The sequence below is a fragment of the Vibrio cionasavignyae genome (assembly GCF_050337155.1).
Lineage (GTDB): Bacteria > Pseudomonadota > Gammaproteobacteria > Enterobacterales > Vibrionaceae > Vibrio > Vibrio nomapromontoriensis.
This window is the reverse complement of sequence record NZ_JAKJSR010000011.1, coordinates 137,551-158,151: the sequence shown is the minus strand read 5'-3', so window position 1 is coordinate 158,151 and position 20,601 is coordinate 137,551. Positions and strand designations below refer to the sequence as shown.

Below are 20,601 nucleotides of genomic sequence, written 5' to 3'. Positions count from 1 at the left end.
ATTAAGGGAGTTTATGGTTAGAGGTAAAATTGATAATTTTTAAAAACCACATCAAATTTATTGATAAGTGCTGTGCACTAGGTAGAATAAGGGTTTCAAGGGGTAACACATTGTTTTCTTGTTATTTTGCATGGTGGCTCTATAACGCGAATTGGCGGTTAATTGACCACTAAAAGACATTGGCAATAACTAATAAGAAAACTTGATGTCCCCGAATGACATAAACGCACAGTGAAGTGCGTTTATTTGTATCAATTTCATTATTTTGACCTGTAGTAAGGAACAACTATGCGGTACTCATTAAAACAACTCGCCGTATTCGATGCCGTGGCTGATAGCGGTAGTGTTAGTCAAGCTGCAGATAAATTGTCTTTAACTCAATCTGCAACCAGCATGTCTCTGGCTCAGCTAGAAAAAATGCTTGGTCGCCCACTTTTTGAAAGACAAGGTAAGCAAATGGCCCTCACGCACTGGGGAGTTTGGCTTAGACCTAAAGCAAAACGCTTATTGCAAGATGCGCAGCAAATTGAGATGGGTTTTTACGAGCAACACTTATTGAGTGGAGAACTCAAACTGGGTGCGAGCCAAACGCCAGCGGAACACTTGGTTCCGGATCTCATTAGTGCCATCGATAATGATTTTCCTGAAATGCGCATTACGTTAGGTGTGCAAAGTACCGACTCTGTTATTGAAGGGGTGTTGGAGTATCAATACGACTTGGGCATTATTGAAGGGCGTTGTGATGACAACCGAATTCACCAAGAGACGTGGTGTCGAGATCACTTAACCGTGGTTGCTGCTGCACATCATCCGTTTGCAAGACGTGACCGAGTCAGTCTTTCTCAACTTGAACAAGCTCGTTGGGTGCTAAGAGAGCATGGTTCAGGTACACGTAAAATATTTGATAGCTCCATTCACCATCTTATTGGCGATCTCGATGTTTGGCGTGAATATGAGCATGTTCCTGTACTACGCAGTATGGTTGCCAATAGCCAGTATTTAACTTGTTTACCTTATTTAGATGTTGAGCGTTTCATTGAGGCAGGGCAGCTGGTGGCTCTAAATGTCCCTGAGTTAGAAATGGAGCGAACATTGTCCTTTATTTGGCGTGCAGATATGGCTGAAAACCCACTTGCGGAATGTGCTAAACGTGAAGGTATGCGAATGATGAAAGGTCGTCCATCAATTTTATAGTGTGATTCATGTCTCATTTGTGTTGCAACTGATTCATCCGTACATTGATTGGTGGGATTTTGATCGCTTAATGTTGGCGATCTTTTGGCTATTGTAGTGCCTGTGTTTACAAATACTGGTGCAAAGTAATGAGTCAATTGATCGCAATTTCGCTAACGACAGGTATTCTTTCGGGAATTTGGGGATGGATTGCCATTTCGTTTGGTTTGCTTTCATGGGCTGGATTTTTGGGTTGCACTAGTTATTTTGCCTCTCCTACGGATGGTGCTAAAGGATTGGCTAAAAGCTTGCTAACCAATTTATCTGGCGTGGTGTGGGCATTGGTTATTATCCATGGCTCCTCACTGATTAACATGGAAATCGCAGGTTACATCATGACGGCATTGGTCTCATTTTGCATGTGTATACAAGCTAAGCGTGCGTGGCTTGGTTACATTCCCGGTACCTTTATTGGAGCGTGTGCAACGTTTGCTGCGGATGGAAATTGGCAATTAGTCGTTCCTTCATTGGTATTAGGTGGCTTGTTTGGCTACGCAATGAAATCCAGCGGACTATGGCTACATGCCAATCTTGGGCAACGAGATGCTCAGCTATTAAAGCAATAGAATCTGAAATACTCGAACGGACAATACTCGCCGAAAAGGAAAGTAAATTCACACTGTAAGGGTTCATCAAGATTAGTGATGAGCCCTTTTTAGTTCGGTTATATTCTCATGAACAGCAGCGATACGAGAAATACTAGCGATTGCGCCTGTCCTTGGGGTTTTGTGATGTTTGTTATTTAATGCATTGAAAAACTTATGTATTTCCATTTGCCATGGTAATGACTCGTTTGAGGATCCAACGAATGAGCAGCGGAATGCTATCGACTCCTCGGTCTTCACACTCCCCAACAATCGCCAAAGCGAGATCGGGTTTGGCGAACTTTTTCAGCACTCGCACAACCACTTTATGAGGCGGAATTGGGTGGTCATTAGGAATCTTGATTAACCCCTTAAAAAAGTCTTCAAACCCATTGATATATAAGTAATGTTCAATATCACGCTCGGGTAATTCGGTTAAGTGATGGCGAGGGTGCTCTCCGTCGAGCTGATTCATCACTGCCGCTGCGTATTTTTTCCCTGCCGCATCGCCATCGGTGACTACATGCCAATCGATACCAAAGGTTTTGGCCACTTTGATCAGAGATTTCAATCCGGACTGTGCGAACTCTATGATTTGCACGCCTTCTGCCGCTAAATTATAACCGCTCAAATTAGCCAGTTCATTGAACAGCCAAACCTCAGTTTCACCTTCGACCAGTAGCCAGCAGCGAGCAAATAGTGCTCGAGAACGATGAAAGCGAATATGAAAACCGACTCGTCGCAGTTCGTCTTTAGACAAGTGTTTGGTGCTGAGGCTTGTCGCCACCGTGCGGTCTGACTGCCGAACCAAACGACGTATGGACTGTATGGGTACCGTACCTAATAAATCACTACTGTTGGTCGTTAGGATTTTCTGCATGGGGAGCATTTGTAATAAGCTCCATGCGCGAGACAAGTGGGTAGGGTGTAAGCGACCTTCTGGATCTTCTAATATCAGTATAGGCCTAGCGCAGCGGCGAAGGTCATTGGGCCCTTTGGCTTGCAAATACGCATTAAGTAACCCGAGCAGAAGTAAACGAGTTTGATGGTTTTTGGTTTCGTCGATAATGTTGACGAGATTTTGTTCAGAGTGAGGGCGGCTAAAAAATACGCCGTCACGGTTTTTGGTGACAGACTCACGAGAATGACTTTTAAATGAAAAGTAATGCTCAACCAAATCGCGCATGGTATTCAAGCTGCTTTTTATTTCGCCTTTATTAACGTGCCCCGGCACGGCGAGAAGGCGGCGGCATGTGTTGTTAATTCGTTTCTCTGCTCGTGAATTGTGCAAGCGCTCTAATTCCATAGGATGACGGAATCGACGTGAATCCCTGAGCCTAATTACAGGGTGTAATGTCATCAATTCTTGGGCAATTTTTTCTGAATGGTGAAGTCGTAAAGTCTGTCCCTGCGTATCCAAAAAGGCGTAGTGTTGTGTCACGTTATACGCTTCGAGGGTGGCACTAATGCGGTAGTAAAACCGATATGCTCCGTTTTCGTCGACTTGCCATACGGGTTTTAATTTTCGGTATCGACCAGTAAGAGTTTCATTTTTTTCAGTCGAGATAAAAGAGAGAACAATTTGTAGGTGGCGAGTTTGTGGATGTGAGACAGAGTGGTCGACATGGAAATCGGTCATTTCAAACTGATAGAGTTCGCCATCTGAAGGTAATACCACGCAAATTGCATCCAGTAGCGACGACTTGCCCCAAGTGTTTTCACCAATGAGCGTGGTTAAATCGTCTAATGCAAGAGACAGGCGCTTTATGCCTCGGAAACCAGATATATCGATTCGTTCTAATTTCATCCAACTCTCCCGAGTGTTTCGCAAAAGTTATCTAAGTAAAATCGTAGCGCGGTGCTAACTATCTATCTAAATTATAAGAAACTAATTCCAATTTTGTTGGATGTTTGCTCATAAAGTTATCTAATAACCTTAGATATTTAGTGTGATGTATATCTTACTAAGACCTGTATAATGCTTTCGTGATTTCAAAAAATTCATTTGAATGTCACATAATGGTGGCTACCATCAGAGGGGAGAATTAAGAGATAATAATATGATAAAAACAACAACACCTCTCAAATTGACCATCGCGCATATCAACGATACGCACTCTTACTTTGAACCGACTTCCTTACAGCTCAAGGTTCAGGTAGCAAATCATGAATTTCATCCCTTCGTCAGTGCGGGGGGATTTGCACGTATCAAAACCCGCGTCGAACAAATTAAAGCGGCGCATAAGAGTGATGATTTTCTATTCCTTCATGCCGGCGACTGCTTTCAAGGCACCTTGTATTTTTCACTCTTCAAAGGCGAAGCGAACGCTGAACTGCTCAATGCCTTAGAATTGGATGCGATGGCACTTGGCAATCATGAACTTGATATGGGGAACGATCCGGTTGGACAATTTGTTCGTAGTATTCATTTCCCATTTCTAGCCGGTAACTGGAATCTGTCACAAGAAGGTAATAAGGCCTTTTCCCTTAGAGGGCAGCCAAACGTCTATGATTATGAACCCGCCACAAAAACGGCACGTTGGGTAGAGAAAGCCGTTAAAGGGGACAAGGTGGCAATTTTCGGGCTCTCAATTGATAAGATGGCTGATATAGCCAATCCAGATAGTGACACTGGTTTTGAAAATGCAATCTTAACAGCGAAAAACACAATTCAAGCCATCCATGATTCTGGTATCAATAAGATCATTCTACTGAGCCATCTAGGCTACGATGCTGACCTTGATCTAGCAAATAAAGTCAAAGGTTTAGGTCTGATTATTGGTGGTCATAGTCATGTCCTGCAAGGGGATTTTTCGAATTTGGGTTTGGTAAGTCGAGACCAGTATGGCGTGAAAGTAGGAGATACCCATGTTGTTCAGGCTGGGCATCACTCTATGACAATGGGGCACTGTGAGATTGAATTTGATGCGAATGGCGTTGTAACGGAGTTTAGTGGTAAGAACGAGCTCTTAGTCGGGCGCCGTATATTTATGGATGTCGATAGTGCTCTAACTGATGATGACTATGATGCGGTAAAATCAACAGTACAAGGCCACTCAAATGTTGTGCAGTGTCGCAAGGACGATCGAATTAAAGCGATTTTAAGAGACAAATATCAACCCAGAGTCAGGGCATTGCAGCAAAGCACTATCGCGTCGTTGCGTCGCCCGTTGCGGCATGTACGGTTACCTGATGCACAAGGTGGCAGTCAAATCGCGCCATTGGTGGCGGAGTCGTTTCACTATGCGATGACCAAATTAGGTCATACACCTGAGTTTGCCATTCATAATGCAGGCGGCGTAAGAAACTCTCTTAACGCGGGGGATATTTCGGTTGCCGATATTGCCGGAAAGCTACTGCCGTTTGCCGTTCCTATCGGGGTCTATGGCATACAAGGTTGTTACATACCTCTCATCATTGAGGGGGCAATTAATAACGCCATTGATAATGGTGTGGTAGGAACCGGATCCGGCAGCTACCCCTACACCTATCAACTTGAGTTTCATTATGATAAAAACGCGCCCATGGGAGAAAGGGTAAGTGATGTCTTTATTGCGGGAAGGCCACTTGACAGTACCCGCTTATATAACGGCACATCAAGCGCTTATACCATGAAGGGTAAAGAAGGCTATGACGCGATCCTGAATATGCAAGGTGAAGGGGTGGTAACGAATTGGTCTATGTCTGATTGTTTTATTAAGCTATTGAAAGACAAACCAGAAAGGCTAACGTCTGCTTGCCACTATCGAAACCTATAGCGATTAAGTCGGTCGTCACATTCCAAATTGGTATCTTTATTGCAGTGTTGTAACGGGACATTGTTTTGCTCATGAAGTATTGAATGTGTTTCGTTAGGGATGCTTGCCGCGCTCTTTGGAGGCGATATGTGGAATAAAGATTGGATGGACGTTGCGGTTGTGGCTGGTTGGATTGGGGTATGGCTAGTGATGCTGTACTTTATGCCAAGTGGCGGCACAATCTAAAAATTAAAAGCTGATGGTGACATCGGCTTTTTTCATTTGTATGTCCCGTCCTGAAATGTGTTTACACATTAATGATTGCCTTGAGCGAACAAACAGAAGAAAAGGGAAAGAAAGTGGCCGAGTACAACTTTCTCTCGGCCATTCCAGACGCGCAAGCAAAGGCGTTCGGTATCAAGTTAAGAAATACCGCTCGTTCAGTCAAGCCAATAAGCGCCACAACTGCGTTGAATATTGAGATGTCATACGGTTACCTAAAGATGTGCGGTGCACTTAACACTTTTGGTGCTCAGTCGAGCCGTGACTTCTTACTTTTTTTGGGCTGTTGATTCGCTATTAACCGAGATCTGCTTGTAGGCTTCCAAGATCGTGCTGACGTCAGATTTACCCCCACTTTGAATGCGTTTATAGTGACGCAAAGTTTTATCGAGATAATTTTCCGCCATGGCCGTATGTTCAGGGCTGCGTGTCTGCCATAGTTCCTTGCCGACGGGACTAAGGATATTGCCTTGGTCGGCATTGGTTGTCACTAGTATCACTTCGTAAAAGCGACGGTTGTCCTCAACCAAAGCCTCACTCAGAAGACGCAAGCCGCTTTCTATCAAGGTTTGGCGAAGCGCATACTGATGGTGAACAGGACACAATAGAAAATCGATGTCTAGCTGTGGATAGCGTTGGCAAAGGCGGCTGACAAAATCCATCATTAAGTCTCCCCCTACGCCAGCAATGACAACTAAATGCTTGCCTTTGTAGTCGGATAACGGCAGCTTGGCGACGTCAATACAATGGACGTAATATTCGGATGGACACGTTGCATAAAACTGTTCGAGTTTATCTTCAAGTGCCGTCATTAACTTCGGAACAATATCGACAAAATGAATATGCTTCGCGGCATTACGGTCTAGTAGAGCGGCACCAAGAAACCCGTGATCACAGCAGCAATCCCAAATATGGGTGTAGTTTGAAGCGATCATGCGATCGATCTGCGAGAGTCTTTTACTTAACTTCAAGGAAAGTACCTATACGTTTAGACAGTTAACTATTTTAGTAAATTGCGCGCATTGTAATGGTTTTCTTAGCGTTAGCGAAGTAGTCTGGCTATATCGTTTTTAGCTAGGGCAATTTCGCGTTACTAGAACTTACGACAAGAACAAGGAATGATATGAACGTAGATAAAGCAAAAAAGCGCATTGCTAAACAAGTGAAAAAGGGATTTAAAGGCTACCCACAAATCACATTGGAATATCGTGGTGAAACAGCAGAGAGGGCATCTGAGGTCGTGGTTCAGTTTGTATTGGCTGAAGGCGCTCAAATCCAAGAGGAGTTGTTTGCGAGTACGACCGATGCACGAAATGATGAAGTGATTCAGTCAGCGTTAGTTAAGATTATTGAGCGTGCCAATGCCAGTTCAGTCATTGAAGTGGAAGGCGTGTCATTAATTTAATACTCACTTAATTGTGGTTTTTTGAATGTAAGCGCTGTATCGCTTAGTTCATCGCCGATTACCAAGTTTGGCTGAGTCTTCACGTTATTCCACCCATTAGGCTGGGCACTAGATGTGCTCCACCTAATAGGGAAATAACGATTCGCATATGCGGAAATTATCTCAGCCTGATATCGAGAAAGGCGGTTATGTTTTTTCTCGCAACGCCTTGTATTTTTTGGTGTTAATGTCCTGCTTAGCACAAATACTTAGCAGGTCATCAATGAAGTGTTTAAGTGCGCGTTGCTCTATGGTTTTTACTTTGTTTTGTTGCTGGCTTGATAGCATGTGATACATGGTGGCGGCACCAAAATCACCAAATATAATATTACCCGCTTCATCAACAAGCGTGTTGTGCGCATACAGGTCGCCATGACACACTTGATTTGAGTGTAAATGCTCAAATACGTCTTCCATCTGCGTAACAATTTTTTCAATTTTTTCAATAGGCAAGGTAAAGTCTGGCTCAAAAGTGTCTCGCGTGCAGCTGTCTAGGCAAGGGGGCAAGCCTAAGTTTTTATAGTGAGCTGGGATTAAGTTCATGATCAAAGCTAAGTAGTTTTCCTCATGCACTTGCGCTAAAGATTGAACGAGGTTGGGGTGATTACCGACTTTTAGGCAAGCTTGCAGTTCATCTTCTGGGTAACCATCGCTCGTCACTTGGCCTTTAAACACCTTGACCGCGATCTCTTGCGGTAGCGTTGCTTGCGCTTGGTTCCATGTCGCCTTAGAAATCACACCCGATGCGCCTTGCCCCAATGTTTCTTGCAAAGTAAAACTCGTGGCTTTGATTTTAGGAACAGACTGAATATTAATGTCGGATTGACAAAATGGATTGCCAGCAAAGGCAAGCCATGCCAGCTTAGGTAATGATAGTAATAAGTCTGGACATTGCGTTAATTGGTTAGCAGAAATCCGCACCAGTTCAAGGTTATGCAGGTTCTCGATAGTGCTTGGTAGCGCCGTTAAGTGGTTTCCTGCTAGGGCTAACTTTTGCAATCGAGGTCGTTCACCTAACGAATCAGGCAAAGATGAAATCTGGTTATCCGTTAAGATAAGCCAACGTAAACGCTTTGGTAATGATTCTGCTGGGACATGCTTGATGTTATTCGCTTTAAAGCCGACCATTTCTAAGTTAGGGCAGCGACCTAAGACGGAAGGCAAGGTGTCAAATAGGTTGTTGGAGGCAAACACGATTTTGAGTTTGCTAAATGTTTCTAATTCATCAGGTAGTGATGTGAGTAAGTTATTCGACAAATCGAGAACTTCTAAGCTATCGGCAAGCGATAAAATCTCTGATGGGAAAGTGGTCAGTGATTCGGATAATTTGAGATGAGTTGTGCCAGAAAGTTCGCCGGATTGGAGCTGTGAAAGCGTCTGCAAAATGATTTGTCCATACTAGGTAGTGATTTTAAACGTGGCTAGTCTACGCGAAATACCCGTAGGTTGTGTAGAGCTAGGCGCAATTAAAGTCGCAATACGTCTTCTAAAGTTGTCGATTTTTCTGGCATCAGTGGACTTGCTAAGCATTGCTAAATATTGCTTAGTGCGCATAATGGCGGCGAAGACTATTAGGAGAATAATGAAATGCGTTTAGATCGATTTGTCTGTAAAAGCACCGAACTGACACGTGCGCAAGCCTGCTCAGTGATTGAACGCGGCGAGGTGTGCGTTAATGGGCAAACGATGACAAGTGAACGTACTCAGGTACATGAAAATAACCAAGTGACATTGAACGGAGTGAAGCTATTGTGTCGTCCGTTTCGTTACCTACTACTGAATAAGAAGGCAGGGACGATTTGCTCAAATATTGATGAAGTTTATCCCTCACTGTTCAACAATATTGATGTCGCACACCGTGATGAACTTCATATCGCTGGCCGCTTAGATGCTGACACGACAGGGCTGGTACTCATTACCGATGATGGGCGTTGGTCTTTCAATATTATTACGCCTTCGAAACAATGTAGCAAAGTTTATCGTGTCGGTTTATCAAAACCTATTGATACCGATGCCGTTGGTAAGTTTAAAGATGGGGTTCAGTTGCAAGGAGAAACACACCTGACGAAGCCAGCCATCTTAAACATTATTACCCCTCAGGATGTACGTTTAACAATAACAGAAGGCAAATTTCATCAAGTGAAACGTATGTTTGCAAGCATTGGCAATAAAGTCGTGAAACTTCACCGTGAGCGGATTGGTGATATACAGCTGGACGTTGAGCCTGGGGAATGGCGCTATTTAACGCAGTTAGAAGTAGAAAGCTTCTTTCATAGAGATCGCCAAGAGGGTGAATAATGCCTTACTAATTATTTACAGTTTAGGTTTGGGAACCTAAGACCTGCCAATTACAGTGGTACGAGAACTGGTATTTCTTGCGAACAACGCCTACGGTTTAGCGTAAATGCGAATTGGGAGGTTGGCGATGAACAGTCAAGTTGAGCAAAATAAAAAGCATGCTGTCGAATTTTACAGGATGTCGTACTCAGGTTGTCCGGAAAAAGCAGTAGAGCAGTATGTTGGCGACGAATACATCCAGCACAACCCCGTTGTCATGGATGGCAAGCAAGGGTTTATAGATTACTTTCAACAAATGGCTACGGAATATCCTCAAAAGAATATCGAGTTTTTGCGTGTGATTGGTGAAGGAAATTTAGTCGCATTGCATACTCACCAACAGTGGCCCGATGGAGACGAGTACGTCACCATGGATTTTTTCCGATTTGATAATGATGGAAAAATTGTGGAGCACTGGGACGCGATTCAACAGATACCGGATCGTTCATTGAATGGTCATTCAATGTTCTAATAAGATTATTGTGGAAGAGTAGGTACGGATACTAAAGTGGCTAAATTAAGGTGGTTAAATAATGGGCACTGCTGTCGAGTGCCCATTATGTTGGTATTAGTTTTCTTCTTTTTTGTTTCTATTTTCGTAGTAGTCCCAAACTGTGTACTTTTCTTCGTCTGAAATTATGCAGTATGGGACACGTTTGCCGCCTTCTGATACGCGCGCGAGTTTATTGCCTTGCTCAACACAATAAACGTAAGCAGGATCGCTAATGGCTGTGATTTCATCGACATCATATTCGTCAGGCTCGCTTGCACAACCTGCCATAATACCCACTGCAATCGCACCAATCATCCATTTTGCTGTTTTCATTTGTTCTCCTAAACTGGAAATCTGACTTTCGGTTAAGTGTAGGAGATCTCAGAGAAAAAATGTTTTGATTCGGTCAAAATATTTACATTTATTCACCAAATTGCCGTGATTTTGTACTTGCGACTAAAATTCCTACAAGATGATCTGGTTAGGTTACCCATTAACGATAGCAAGTAGAGGCTCTCCCTGGCTTTGTGTTAACTAACGAAAAGCGAAGGGAGCGTTTATTGAGTTAGATGTATTTGTTGAGTTAGATGTATTTATTGCCTTCACCAAATCGGTAGATCAAACGAGAGCCCAATAGATGATCTCGCGCACCAGAATTGCGGTGGTAGGCATACTTCCAATCCGCTTGTAGAGACCAATTGGCATTGATTGAGTAATGAACACCCGTACCAATATTCCACTGTAATTTTTTAGTATCTCGATCTTTATCAAGCATTGCCTCACCCACACCGGCATTGAGGTATGGCTTTACTGGGCTACCAGGGAGTAAATAGTATTGAAAATCTAAACTGTAGTTTTCATAAACATGCTTTTGGTTGCTCACGGTTGACTCGTAGTTGCCTTGCATATAGCCAAGACGCGTCGAGAACTGCTCTGTGAAATAAAGTCCCAGTGTAAATGCTGGGGCAAAGTCGTTTTTGAGGTTACGTTCTTTATCTAGCTGAGGGTAGGCAAATCCAGCGCTGACACCAACAATGCCGTATGTGACTGGATCATCCGTGTATTGATGGTAGTTTTTCTTCTGGCGACGCTTCAAGCTGTCATCGGTCTCACCAGCGCCAAAGGCATATTGCACTTGAACTTGATATTTGGTTTCCACTTCGCCATTTCTAAGGACATTGGAATGCGCACCGACAAAGCCAGTACCAGCCTTCACGATCTCTCTGCCCGCAACGTTGTTGACGCCGCGACCAAGGCTGTCGACAGGGTCTAAGAAGAACAGTGCTGTCGAGCCGAGTGCGTCGGATCCCCAAACTGTTCCGCCGCCGAGGCGAATCTCTTTTTCTTTATTAAATGCCCATTCACCATATACCCAACCAAGAGTAGGGGTGACGACAAGATCTTGAATGGATGGTATTTCAGCGAATGCTTCTATGCCGTATTCCCAGTAAAATGTGGACATTAACGTGGAATACATGAAAGCATCCCATTGGCGATAGCCAGATTTTCTTGCTGCTTGGTAATAAACTCCACCAAAATAAGGGTGACCAATGTAGTTGATAATGTGGTCATCTCGGTCCCATACCGGACCGGATTGAACGTTGTCCCACCATTTATTCATGAGTTGAACGTCGTCTTTTTCCCAGTTTGTAATGGATTCAGGCATAAGTGCCAACACACCCGCAACACCCACACCATAAGCAAAGATAGACTTAGTTTGCGACCAAAGGCGCTCACTATCTTCACCATTTTGAGGGTTGAATAGAGACACTTGATAAGGTGAGTCATAAAAACTGACTTGCTCAACTGTAGTTTCGTTTTGACGCAATTCTTCAAAACTACTATTGGTGGAAATAGAGCGATAGCCGAGCTCATTCCAAGTGCGATATTGTTGAGCAGTCAACGCTTGGTGACTCAAAGGTTCTTCAGCCGTGACCGCTTGTTTTAGCAAGTCTTCTTGAGTCAATGCTGAATCGTCGGTACTGGTGTCTACTTGCTGCGTCGCATTCGCCCAAGGGGTGTATAGACTAGCGAGCGCGACAGTGATGACAGATAGCGTTACCAGTGACTTTGGTGTTGTCGTTTGGGGAGAGACGGGAATTAGCGATGGATAAACATTCATAATATAAAGGGACTTAGCTCACAGTGTAGTGTTTAGTTGCTTAACATCCCTTTAAGCGAGGGAGTAATAATACAGCGTTCATTTATGATAGTCCCTTCTGAAATAACAATAAAACTGTGTCAAAGTGTAAATGTTCATTTGTGTGATAGACTTCTCGCAGTATTACCACGTTGTCGAGCAGAACATGAGAAAGATTACTACCGCGATTCATCCAGATATTGATCATTTGGACGACAAAAATATTTACCATCGAAAGGCGACCCGAGCGATAGCGATAGACGGAGAACAGATCTTATTACTGTATACCGAGCGTTATCATGACTACTCCCTACCGGGTGGTGGATTAGATGAGGGGGAAGATGTCATCGCTGGTATGGTCAGAGAGCTAGAAGAAGAAACGGGTGCTAAGAATATTCATGGTATTAAACCGTTTGGTATTTATGAAGAATTTCGTCCTTGGCATAAACAGGATGCGGATGTCGTTCATATGGTGTCCTACTGTTATTCTTGTAAGGTTGACCGACAGCTGGGTAAAACCGCTTACGAGGATTATGAAATCAAAAATGGTATGAAGCCAGTTTGGATTAATATACATGAAGCGATAGCTTTCAATGAGAAGACCATTGCTGAAAGTGATAAAAAAGGTATGAGTATCGAAAGAGAAACATACCTGCTGCATTTAATCGCCAAAGAAATGCTGTAATTGAGGAGAGACAGTTTTGAAACTAGTGACTAAAGACGATAACTTTTTCTTTTTGCTGGGCTCGTTATTGGTTCTATTTTTCCTGAGTGCCGTTGTCCACCAATTTAAAGACGATGCGCAGTCGTATGTATTGGCGCTACTTGTACTTTGTATGTCTACGTCGATTGTTGGTGTTCATCGTAAGCAGACTTTCTATCGCTCTTGGTATGCCGTGATGCTGGTGGTTATTGTTACCTCGGGTACGATTACTCTGTTTGAAAATAAAGATTTATCTTTAGTAACGATGTCTGCGATGTTGTGTTTTGTACTCGCACAAACGTATTCAGCGCTAAAGCAGGTAGTGATGGCAAAAAGAGTCACGTTGAATCAAATAGTGGGTTCGATTTGTGTGTATTTGCTGTTTGGATTGAGCTTTACGTTTATCTACCTGATTCAATTGGAGCTGTTTGTCGATCCTTTCAATGGGATAACACATAAACCATGGTTAGATAACTTGTTTGAAGTGATCTATTTTAGTTTTATCACGCTCACGACAGTTGGTTATGGTGATATTTCGCCAACGCTCGCGATTCCCAAATTTTTCGTCTTTTTGGAGTCAATCACAGGCAGCTTTTACCTTGCGATCATGGTGGCGAGCCTAGTGAGTAGCCATCTGGCACAGAAAAATGAGTAATCTACTATTGATTTAACGTAGTGTTCGTTAATCATTTATGCAGAGCAAGCCTCCAATTTATGGTCATAATTGGAGGCTTTTTCGATGGTATAACGATACGTCGTGATGGAATGCATCCACGGGCAACAGAGATCTGTTATGATGTGACAAAATCCGCTCAGGTCGAAGTTATGGAAACCATCGCAGTCCTTGTTGACGTTCAAAATATTTACTACACCACACGCCAAGCTTTCAAAAGTCGTTTTGACTACAATGCGCTATGGCGCCAACTGTCTGAGCACTATCAAATTAAATCGGCCAATGCGTACGCCATTTCCTCTACCGATCCTAAACAAAGACAATTCCATCACATTTTGCGAGGCATTGGTTTTAAGGTTCATCTTAAGCCATTTATCCAGCGCTCAGATGGCAGTGCAAAAGGGGATTGGGATGTTGGGATCGCTTTAGATGCGATCGAACTTGCTACCGATGTTGATCGCATTGTTTTATTGTCAGGAGATGGTGACTTTCAAATTCTCGTGGAACGAATCCAGCAACGTCTCGGTAAGAAAGTGACAGTCATAAGTGCGCGTTCATTAACCGCGAATAATTTGATTGAAGTTGCTGACGACTATCAACCTATTGATGATACGTTGTTGATTTACTAATGACGATTAAATCTGAGTTAAGCTTGTTATCCGGGGAGCTAGCAACAGAGTTTAAAACGGTGCAAGCGATGGTCGCAATATATTGCCGTGATCATCACCAGAACACTCGTCAAAGTACGGGGTTATGTGAGTCATGCTGTGAGCTACTTGACTACGCAGAAATGCGTCTAGATCGATGCCCGTATGGGCAGACTAAGCCCACCTGTAATAAATGTCCCATCCATTGCTATAAACCGCAACCTAAAGAACAGATGCAAGCCGTGATGCGTTATGCTGGTCCGAGGATGTTATTTCCTCATCCTATCTTGTCTATTCGCCACCTCTTACACGAGAGAAGGGCAGTCCCTGCCAAGCCAGAAGCGGGTCTATCAAATCGCTCGCAGCGAAAAAAACGTGGTGAGTAATCTTTTCTATCAAGGCTCACCGCTTAAAATACGGTGAGCTTTAATAACAAAAAGAACGCGATACTGACGATCGTGGTTAACAAGACATTGTTTGTGACTTTAGCGCAGATAATGGCAAAAATAGCGCCTAAGCAGTACGGCCAGTTGTCACTCCAGTTAAGCTCTCCATGTGGAAGAAACACGATGGGTCCCCAAATAGCGGTGAGTACTGCTGGACTGGCGTAGCTTAGAAAGCGTTTTGCACTGGCACTGATTCGAAGCGGTAGTTTAGGCTCAAGAAATAGATAACGGCTAGCGAAGACAATGGACGTTAGAATTAAAATTATCGCGAAAATCATGACTTAACTCTCCCTTCCACCATATAGCCAACACTCATCCCAACAACGCTGGCGATGACTAACCCCATCTCAACGTTCATTGCTGCTAATACAACAGCGGTCACGAGGGCGGAAAAGGTGGCGAGTAATGTCGCTAAAGATTTTATTGTTGGAATGACGATGGCAATAAATGTTGCTGCGACGGCAAACTCCAAGCCATATTGCTGTAAGTCAGGAATTTGGCTACCGATAATAAGACCAATCAATGTCGCGATATTCCAAATCAAATAAAAGGATAGCCCTGCACCGAGTGCAAACCAGCGGTTAAATTTCTGCGGCGATTGGTGCCCACATAGAGCGAATAACTCATCCGTTAATAGGAAGCCAAGTCCAAGGCGCCATTTTAACGGCAACGGAGAGATTGAGTCCCTCATAGATAGGCCGTAAAGAAAATGTCGGGAGGTGATAAAGAAAATAGTTACCACCATAGTCAGCAGCGTCGCACCAGATTTGATCATCCCCATGGCAACCAGCTGCGCGGCGCCGGCAAATAATATGGCGCTCATGGCTTGACCTTCAAATAAAGTTAACCCTGATTCAATAGCAAAGGAACCAGCTAGAAAGCCCCATGGCACGACAGCTAAACTTAGAGGCATCATCGAAAGGCACCCTTTGAGAAATAAAGGCAACCTCTCGGCGGGGGCATCATTCTGACGTTTACTTCTTGCGATATGGTTTGGCATGCGTTCCTTGCTTACTTACTTGTTTATTTGTTTGCGTATTCGGAGTTGAATTCGCGGGTAATTGTTACTGTCACTGGCTATTGCTTTACGGTTGATAAGGGTTATGTTGCATCGGTGCTGTGTATTTTCAAGTGGTTAGGCATGCTAAATGTGAATTATTTTTGTTTTAATAACCTTGCTAGAATCACCACCCAAATTTTAGTTAGGCGCTTTCGCTTGAATATACCAACTTACTTTTTATCACTTAATCATTTATTGAACTCAGTCATTAAGATAGGGGTTTACTTGGCTTTAGCGTTTCCTTTGACAGCAGCAACATGTTGGGCAGTAGAGACGCCGCCATCAAAAGATGAAGATTATGGGCGAACATTACCGTTCTTTGGCGATAGAGTGCGTGATATGGGAATTACGCTGCCGAAACCGATCGGCATCTCATTGTTTACTCACCAGCAAGAAGACCTAATGAACTTGGGTGATTTCAAAATTGATGGCGAGTCTGTTGATGACCTTTTACCGAGCGGTGGAAGTTCAACGACCAACACAACCAGTATCGTCGCAGTTCGCGGTGATGTATGGGTGCTGCCTTTTTGGGGGTTCAATGCCATGATTGGTAAAGCGGTGACATCTTCTAATATTTCAATTGGGGTAAATGATTTCTCTAATGGCAACTTAGCTCGCTTGGAAATGAATGGTATGGCAACCACTTCTACCGTCACAGCAGTGGGCAGTACGCTAGCATATGGGCATAAGAATTTTTTTGGAACCATTGATGCGCAGTATGTATCTACGTCGGTTTCCGGAGTGGGCGTGAGCTTAGATGCGTTGGTTATTACTCCTCTCGTTGGTTTAAATATTGGTGATAGCGGTTGGCGAATTGTGATCGGTGGTCAATATCAGGATTATCAACGACAGCTAAAGGGTAAATTGGGTGATATTAAGTTTAGTGCGACGCAATCTTCTAGTCGTTGGTCGACGATGGTGGGGCTTCAAAAAGGCTTTGCAGAGAACTGGGAAGCATCTTTGATGGCGCAAAGCGGAAAAACGCGTGAAGGTGTGACGTTTATGCTTGGTAAGCGCTTCTAGTAGAGCTTGGTTAGACGACTTGCTTGAGCCTGGGTTCAAGCATCATTGGCATCGCAAGGTGAAAACCTTGATAAAAATCAAAGCCTAACGATCTCATCAAGGTTAATTGTTCTTCCGTTTCGATTCCTTCAATCACTGTTTTTGCGTTATTTTCTTTTGCGAGCGCGATACCATCAATGAGTGGTGCTTGATTACCTGCGATATAATCTAACAACAATTGGCGGTCAAATTTCAGTATGTTTGGGGAAACGGACGCCACCCTTTCTGGGTTTGATTCCTTACAGCCGAAATCGTCAATTGCAATGAGAAAATCAGCGTCACTTAAGTGCCTAGCCGCAGAAGCCAATGTTCTTGGGCTGAACGCGGTAAGCTCGACCAATTCCACTACGACACGCCTGCAGTCGATCTGCAGCGCTTTTAAGCGAGACATCAACAGCGATGATTGCAGTCCTTCCGCGGCTAATCGTTCGCTCGAGATAGGCAAGAAATTCAGAAATAGCAGCCTTTCACGATAGGCGGACATACTGAAGTTTCGAATATGAACGACTCGACTCAAGCGATCGACGTTAAGTTGATCAGATAAAGGAATGTCTTCGTTCTGGAAAAAGAGATTAGGCCGGATAGGTTGATTGTTTTGGTCATAAAGGCGAACCAAAGCTTCCATACCAATAATAGTGCCAGCACGACAGAAGATCGGTTGAAAAACACTTTTTAGTGTAAGGTCTTTATATTTTGCGACATAGCATCCAGTATGATCGATTTTAATTCGTTGTGTAAATTGGTGCTTGTCTGTGAGTAGCATGAAAGTGGCATTTATATTCAAGGTATTCATATAATAATGTCATGGGTGAAAAATAAGTCAAATTCACTACTGTTATGAAAGGTGGTCAGTTGGTTTGGATATTGAATGTTAGCGCTTTGAAAATGGTGTATGCGGCAAACATACCTAGCAATTTTAGTGATACAATTCATTGTTTCTTATAGAATCCATTTTATAAATAGCAATATTTATTTAAAAATTGACGAAGCGCAATGACGGTGAAAATAGCTGATTGTTTTTCGAGCAATTAAAAATTATTTTATATTTAACCAAAATATCGACAGACCTCTCATTTATCGGTTGTCAAAATAATCTTTATTGCGAATGTATTTACTCATTAAGTGATAAGAAAATGGTCGAATGAGCCAAGAAATGACCGATCGGCTAAATCGAACGACCGAGGGAGTATTCTCAAAAATACGACCATTATAGAGCCATAACATTTTACCAACGTGCCAATAAGCAAAGGGTAGTGGCGGCAGAAAAGTGACGATATCCAGATCACAGCAGATTCGATAGGTCTTGTGAGCCAGTTTAAAACGTTTTTTGAAGCGCCATCCTCCGATTGCAGGCTGCCCAAATGTCACTATTCGTTTAATTGATTTAGGGTGTTTCAGTTCCAATGCATCTGCTATCACGCACCCTATCGCTCCGCCCGATGAATGCCCAGTAATCGTAATTCTCTTACCGTTTTCAATGAGCCCACTGGCAATCATCATGGTACGCTCAAACAGTGATAAACCGAGTGCGTCCAATTTATGGCTTGGCTGGCTTTCTTGATTGAGTATAAAGTGAAACCCTGCATGGATAGAGTAGTCGAGACCGAATGAAGCACATGAACGTTGCCATAACGCGAAATTAAGTAACCAATCGCTTAAGCTATGAGAACCTTTGATGACGATAATGGCTTCTTCTTTATGCTTGCTCCATAAAATCCTAACGACGGTTTTACCCGCTCGGTTAGTCACTGTTCTTTGACCGTTGGGGTCAAATCCATATCGTGTTTGCTTAAATATGCGAGGGTAAGCAAGGTTGCAGAGTACGGCGTAACGTTCATATTGATATCGTTTAAGGCTTTTCATGGATAGGTGAGGCCAGAGCTAACAGAGCGAATGCAAATATATTGCTTACTATGCGAAACTCTCATTAACCTTTGATGACAATAACTGGAGTGGAACAGTCATGTGTTCACTTGATTGAGATTCATGAACTAGCTTTGAACAATGGCATAAAGTTGTACGTATTTTTTAAGTGAATCTCCGTGCCGAGCACGCTTAATAGGGTGAGAATAGTAAATATAACGCGGTGTTAGTTGGTTGCGAGCCATTAGACGTTGGCGTAAATAACTTGGGCTTTCGGCAAGCTTGACGCCTTGCTGAGCGTATAAATCACTGTCTTCTGGTAATTGATGTGTCCACCAGTGGATAATTTCTCTACTAAAAATATTGCGGTTCATCCAGTGATCGGCGATGAGCACGAGTAAATCATGGGGTTGGATGGCAAATCGATATTCTGATTGCCATTCTTGAATTTTTTCAAGCAAACGCTCTCGGCTCGAAGGGCTAGCGTTAACAAAGTGATGCGTGATCACCCAAACAGTGCCCTGAGATGAAGAGACTCGGTAATGCTGTGGTGCTTCTGAGCGCTTATTTAATTCAATCGACGCATATTCACAGTGTTGATTTACGCCAGTTTGGTTTGCTACGAGTCGTTTGACAAATGCTAGAGCCAAGTGGTGCTCAGTCATTCCCTTATTGTGAACAGCAGGGTAGTGATGAGCACATAGCTTTAAGCAGTCTTCTTCAAATTGATTTAAGCTATGAACAACAACATCTAGAAGCACGGTCTATTCCTTAACCTAGCGGCATTAATAAAATACAGCGTTTTTCAATTAGCTACGCTTGGACCACGTTCCCCAGCGCACCACACCAATAATGTCTATTTCATCATCCATCACTTGATGAATGGCATTTTTAGATGTGTCATCGCCATACCAAACATGAATAACGGCACCAATTTTGACTAATGTGAAAAACTCGGGGTAATCATTGCCTGGCAAACGAGCTAAGACAATATCGTCATTCACCCATTCTTTACCTTGTTCGACAAGTGCCACGCAGTCCCATTTATATGATAGAGCACCAGACACAGGGTATAACACCCCGAAACAGTTGTTATGTTTTGTAGGAACTGGAATCGAGCCAACAGCGTTGGCTTGTTCGCCGCTTAGTAGGTGTGGGACTTCAGATCTTGTATAAACACTAACGGTAGATGCTCCGATGTTTACCGCGTTTGTTAAGGTTTGTGCGTGGGTATGTTTATCGCCAATGCCAAAGCATAACCAGTGAGGTTGAACCTGAAAATACTGAGCAATGAGGGAGAGATCCTCTATTGAAGGGTAGGTTCGTGTGGCACCTTTTGTTAGATAGCGTCCAATGGTCGCCTTACCTTTTCCAATAGCTTCGGCGAGCTCGTGGTTGGTCACTCCATTTTCTTTTAATAATTGAGTGATGCGTTCTTGATACCCTGTATCCATGGTTCCTCCGTAAATTTGCTCTCAGCATAGTGGTTTGGTTTCAAAAATGAAACAAGGATTCATAAATAATCGTAATAATGAGAGGTGCTTGGAATAACTTATATGGATGGAGTGTTAAAACTTGAATCATTAAAAACCCTGTGCGTGATGGCGACTAAAATGTAACATTATGTGATACCTATTGAGTAAAAGAGAAGGGCACGATGTTTGAACCAAAGCAACGAAATGACATTATTATTCAATTGCAACAGTACTTTTCTGATGAATTGGAGCAAGAGTTAGGGCAATTTGATGCTGAGTTTTTATTGGATTTCCTTATCAAAAAACTTGGTCCGGCCTTTTACAATAAGGGCTTAGAGGATGCGAAAGCTGTACTCGAGCGTAGAGTGCTTGATATTGGTGATGAGCTGTATGAAATAGAGATGCCGCTAGACTAAGGTTTG

24 protein-coding genes are annotated in these 20,601 nt (G+C 43.2%); 13 read left to right on the top strand and 11 right to left on the bottom strand.

Annotated elements, in window-relative coordinates; all coding sequences use genetic code 11:
* The first annotated feature begins 288 nt into the window (after positions 1-288).
* Together L4D74_RS06545 and L4D74_RS06540 are read left to right on the top strand one after the other, a co-directional pair.
* Entirely contained in the window at positions 289-1,194 is a 906-nt protein-coding gene (locus L4D74_RS06545; protein WP_265674017.1) for a LysR substrate-binding domain-containing protein, read from the top strand.
* Between the two features lie 128 nt (positions 1,195-1,322).
* Positions 1,323-1,799, top strand: coding sequence for a DUF1097 domain-containing protein (locus L4D74_RS06540; protein WP_265674016.1), 477 nt, complete (start codon positions 1,323-1,325; stop codon positions 1,797-1,799).
* Positions 1,800-1,992: 193 nt separating this feature from the next.
* On the opposite strand, the gene L4D74_RS06535 is transcribed toward L4D74_RS06540, so the two are convergent.
* Entirely contained in the window at positions 1,993-3,624 is a 1,632-nt protein-coding gene (locus L4D74_RS06535) for a DUF2813 domain-containing protein (protein WP_428751326.1), read from the bottom strand.
* Positions 3,625-3,877: 253 nt separating this feature from the next.
* Here L4D74_RS06535 and L4D74_RS06530 point away from each other — a divergent pair, with 253 nt between their 5' ends.
* Both L4D74_RS06530 and L4D74_RS06525 read left to right on the top strand, forming a co-directional pair.
* Positions 3,878-5,575 carry a bifunctional metallophosphatase/5'-nucleotidase gene (locus L4D74_RS06530; protein WP_428751325.1) on the top strand — a complete coding sequence of 566 codons (1,698 nt, stop codon included), beginning with the start codon at positions 3,878-3,880 and terminating at the stop codon, positions 5,573-5,575.
* 305 nt (positions 5,576-5,880) lie between these two features.
* The gene (locus L4D74_RS06525) at positions 5,881-6,126 is read left to right on the top strand and encodes a hypothetical protein (protein WP_428751324.1); all 246 of its coding nucleotides are present in this window, start codon (positions 5,881-5,883) and stop codon (positions 6,124-6,126) included.
* Here the strand turns inward: L4D74_RS06525 and L4D74_RS06520 are convergent.
* A complete protein-coding gene (locus L4D74_RS06520) occupies positions 6,106-6,807 on the bottom strand; it encodes a tRNA (adenine(22)-N(1))-methyltransferase (RefSeq protein WP_428751323.1) in 702 nt (233 codons plus the stop codon). The two genes, L4D74_RS06525 and L4D74_RS06520, sit on opposite strands and share 21 nt — an antisense overlap.
* A gap of 152 nt (positions 6,808-6,959) precedes the next feature.
* Between L4D74_RS06520 and L4D74_RS06515 the strand changes: the two genes are divergently transcribed.
* Positions 6,960-7,241, top strand: a complete 282-nt coding sequence (locus L4D74_RS06515; protein ID WP_428751322.1) for a hypothetical protein — start codon at positions 6,960-6,962, stop codon at positions 7,239-7,241.
* 186 nt (positions 7,242-7,427) lie between these two features.
* Here the strand turns inward: L4D74_RS06515 and L4D74_RS06510 are convergent, their stop codons facing one another.
* Positions 7,428-8,663 carry a leucine-rich repeat-containing protein kinase family protein gene (locus L4D74_RS06510; RefSeq protein ID WP_428751321.1) on the bottom strand — a complete coding sequence of 412 codons (1,236 nt, stop codon included), beginning with the start codon at positions 8,661-8,663 and terminating at the stop codon, positions 7,428-7,430.
* A 204-nt stretch (positions 8,664-8,867) separates the two neighbouring features.
* On the opposite strand from L4D74_RS06510, the gene L4D74_RS06505 reads away from it, so the two are divergent.
* Positions 8,868-9,578: a pseudouridine synthase gene (locus L4D74_RS06505; protein ID WP_428751320.1), complete on the top strand. Its 711-nt coding sequence runs from the start codon at positions 8,868-8,870 to the stop codon at positions 9,576-9,578.
* Between the two features lie 127 nt (positions 9,579-9,705).
* Positions 9,706-10,089, top strand: coding sequence for a nuclear transport factor 2 family protein (locus L4D74_RS06500; RefSeq protein ID WP_428751319.1), 384 nt, complete (start codon positions 9,706-9,708; stop codon positions 10,087-10,089).
* A gap of 96 nt (positions 10,090-10,185) precedes the next feature.
* Here L4D74_RS06500 and L4D74_RS06495 read toward each other — a convergent pair whose 3' ends face one another.
* Together L4D74_RS06495 and L4D74_RS06490 are read right to left on the bottom strand one after the other, a co-directional pair.
* On the bottom strand, positions 10,186-10,443 hold the full coding sequence (locus L4D74_RS06495) for a putative hemolysin (RefSeq protein WP_428751318.1): 258 nt from the start codon (positions 10,441-10,443) through the stop codon (positions 10,186-10,188).
* 250 nt (positions 10,444-10,693) lie between these two features.
* The gene (locus tag L4D74_RS06490; RefSeq protein ID WP_428751317.1) at positions 10,694-12,232 is read right to left on the bottom strand and encodes a DUF3943 domain-containing protein; all 1,539 of its coding nucleotides are present in this window, start codon (positions 12,230-12,232) and stop codon (positions 10,694-10,696) included.
* Between the two features lie 184 nt (positions 12,233-12,416).
* Here L4D74_RS06490 and L4D74_RS06485 point away from each other — a divergent pair, with 184 nt between their 5' ends.
* The 4 genes from L4D74_RS06485 (at position 12,417) to L4D74_RS06470 (ending at position 14,659) form a co-directional block, all read left to right on the top strand.
* Positions 12,417-12,935 carry an NUDIX hydrolase gene (locus L4D74_RS06485; protein WP_428751316.1) on the top strand — a complete coding sequence of 173 codons (519 nt, stop codon included), beginning with the start codon at positions 12,417-12,419 and terminating at the stop codon, positions 12,933-12,935.
* Between the two features lie 16 nt (positions 12,936-12,951).
* Positions 12,952-13,608: a potassium channel family protein gene (locus L4D74_RS06480; protein ID WP_428751315.1), complete on the top strand. Its 657-nt coding sequence runs from the start codon at positions 12,952-12,954 to the stop codon at positions 13,606-13,608.
* A 170-nt stretch (positions 13,609-13,778) separates the two neighbouring features.
* The gene (locus L4D74_RS06475) at positions 13,779-14,255 is read left to right on the top strand and encodes a LabA-like NYN domain-containing protein (RefSeq protein WP_428751313.1); all 477 of its coding nucleotides are present in this window, start codon (positions 13,779-13,781) and stop codon (positions 14,253-14,255) included.
* Positions 14,255-14,659 carry a nitrous oxide-stimulated promoter family protein gene (locus L4D74_RS06470; RefSeq protein ID WP_428751312.1) on the top strand — a complete coding sequence of 135 codons (405 nt, stop codon included), beginning with the start codon at positions 14,255-14,257 and terminating at the stop codon, positions 14,657-14,659. Before L4D74_RS06475 ends, L4D74_RS06470 begins: the two co-directional genes overlap by 1 nt.
* A gap of 23 nt (positions 14,660-14,682) precedes the next feature.
* On the opposite strand, the gene L4D74_RS06465 is transcribed toward L4D74_RS06470, so the two are convergent.
* Both L4D74_RS06465 and L4D74_RS06460 read right to left on the bottom strand, forming a co-directional pair.
* Positions 14,683-14,997 carry an AzlD domain-containing protein gene (locus tag L4D74_RS06465; protein WP_428751311.1) on the bottom strand — a complete coding sequence of 105 codons (315 nt, stop codon included), beginning with the start codon at positions 14,995-14,997 and terminating at the stop codon, positions 14,683-14,685.
* The gene (locus L4D74_RS06460) at positions 14,994-15,719 is read right to left on the bottom strand and encodes an AzlC family ABC transporter permease (protein ID WP_428751310.1); all 726 of its coding nucleotides are present in this window, start codon (positions 15,717-15,719) and stop codon (positions 14,994-14,996) included. Before L4D74_RS06460 ends, L4D74_RS06465 begins: the two co-directional genes overlap by 4 nt.
* Before the next feature lie 216 nt (positions 15,720-15,935).
* On the opposite strand from L4D74_RS06460, the gene L4D74_RS06455 reads away from it, so the two are divergent.
* A complete protein-coding gene (locus L4D74_RS06455; RefSeq protein ID WP_428751309.1) occupies positions 15,936-16,802 on the top strand; it encodes a hypothetical protein in 867 nt (288 codons plus the stop codon).
* Positions 16,803-16,812: 10 nt separating this feature from the next.
* On the opposite strand, the gene L4D74_RS06450 is transcribed toward L4D74_RS06455, so the two are convergent.
* From L4D74_RS06450 to L4D74_RS06435, 4 genes are all read right to left on the bottom strand, one after another.
* The gene (locus L4D74_RS06450; protein WP_428751563.1) at positions 16,813-17,604 is read right to left on the bottom strand and encodes an EAL domain-containing protein; all 792 of its coding nucleotides are present in this window, start codon (positions 17,602-17,604) and stop codon (positions 16,813-16,815) included.
* Positions 17,605-17,915: 311 nt separating this feature from the next.
* The gene (locus tag L4D74_RS06445) at positions 17,916-18,704 is read right to left on the bottom strand and encodes a lipase family protein (RefSeq protein ID WP_428751308.1); all 789 of its coding nucleotides are present in this window, start codon (positions 18,702-18,704) and stop codon (positions 17,916-17,918) included.
* A gap of 128 nt (positions 18,705-18,832) precedes the next feature.
* Positions 18,833-19,465: a hypothetical protein gene (locus L4D74_RS06440; RefSeq protein ID WP_428751307.1), complete on the bottom strand. Its 633-nt coding sequence runs from the start codon at positions 19,463-19,465 to the stop codon at positions 18,833-18,835.
* A gap of 48 nt (positions 19,466-19,513) precedes the next feature.
* Positions 19,514-20,158, bottom strand: coding sequence for a helix-turn-helix domain-containing protein (locus L4D74_RS06435; RefSeq protein ID WP_428751306.1), 645 nt, complete (start codon positions 20,156-20,158; stop codon positions 19,514-19,516).
* A 203-nt stretch (positions 20,159-20,361) separates the two neighbouring features.
* Here L4D74_RS06435 and L4D74_RS06430 point away from each other — a divergent pair, with 203 nt between their 5' ends.
* On the top strand, positions 20,362-20,595 hold the full coding sequence (locus L4D74_RS06430) for a DUF2164 domain-containing protein (RefSeq protein WP_428751305.1): 234 nt from the start codon (positions 20,362-20,364) through the stop codon (positions 20,593-20,595).
* The last annotated feature ends 6 nt before the right edge of the window (positions 20,596-20,601 follow it).

Excerpts from the sequence above, each read along its gene's own strand:
- L4D74_RS06545 (WP_265674017.1), top strand. The coding sequence starts at position 289 with ATGCGGTACTCATTAAAACAACTCGCCGTATTCGATGCCGTGGCTGAT.
- L4D74_RS06540 (WP_265674016.1), top strand. The coding sequence starts at position 1,323 with ATGAGTCAATTGATCGCAATTTCGCTAACGACAGGTATTCTTTCGGGA.
- L4D74_RS06535 (WP_428751326.1), bottom strand. The coding sequence starts at position 3,624 with ATGAAATTAGAACGAATCGATATATCTGGTTTCCGAGGCATAAAGCGC.
- L4D74_RS06530 (WP_428751325.1), top strand. The coding sequence starts at position 3,878 with ATGATAAAAACAACAACACCTCTCAAATTGACCATCGCGCATATCAAC.
- L4D74_RS06515 (WP_428751322.1), top strand. The coding sequence starts at position 6,960 with ATGAACGTAGATAAAGCAAAAAAGCGCATTGCTAAACAAGTGAAAAAG.
- L4D74_RS06505 (WP_428751320.1), top strand. The coding sequence starts at position 8,868 with ATGCGTTTAGATCGATTTGTCTGTAAAAGCACCGAACTGACACGTGCG.
- L4D74_RS06500 (WP_428751319.1), top strand. The coding sequence starts at position 9,706 with ATGAACAGTCAAGTTGAGCAAAATAAAAAGCATGCTGTCGAATTTTAC.
- L4D74_RS06495 (WP_428751318.1), bottom strand. The coding sequence starts at position 10,443 with ATGAAAACAGCAAAATGGATGATTGGTGCGATTGCAGTGGGTATTATG.
- L4D74_RS06490 (WP_428751317.1), bottom strand. The coding sequence starts at position 12,232 with ATGAATGTTTATCCATCGCTAATTCCCGTCTCTCCCCAAACGACAACA.
- L4D74_RS06485 (WP_428751316.1), top strand. The coding sequence starts at position 12,417 with ATGAGAAAGATTACTACCGCGATTCATCCAGATATTGATCATTTGGAC.
- L4D74_RS06475 (WP_428751313.1), top strand. The coding sequence starts at position 13,779 with ATGGAAACCATCGCAGTCCTTGTTGACGTTCAAAATATTTACTACACC.
- L4D74_RS06470 (WP_428751312.1), top strand. The coding sequence starts at position 14,255 with ATGACGATTAAATCTGAGTTAAGCTTGTTATCCGGGGAGCTAGCAACA.
- L4D74_RS06465 (WP_428751311.1), bottom strand. The coding sequence starts at position 14,997 with ATGATTTTCGCGATAATTTTAATTCTAACGTCCATTGTCTTCGCTAGC.
- L4D74_RS06460 (WP_428751310.1), bottom strand. The coding sequence starts at position 15,719 with ATGCCAAACCATATCGCAAGAAGTAAACGTCAGAATGATGCCCCCGCC.
- L4D74_RS06450 (WP_428751563.1), bottom strand. The coding sequence starts at position 17,604 with ATGCTACTCACAGACAAGCACCAATTTACACAACGAATTAAAATCGAT.
- L4D74_RS06445 (WP_428751308.1), bottom strand. The coding sequence starts at position 18,704 with ATGAAAAGCCTTAAACGATATCAATATGAACGTTACGCCGTACTCTGC.
- L4D74_RS06435 (WP_428751306.1), bottom strand. The coding sequence starts at position 20,158 with ATGGATACAGGGTATCAAGAACGCATCACTCAATTATTAAAAGAAAAT.
- L4D74_RS06430 (WP_428751305.1), top strand. The coding sequence starts at position 20,362 with ATGTTTGAACCAAAGCAACGAAATGACATTATTATTCAATTGCAACAG.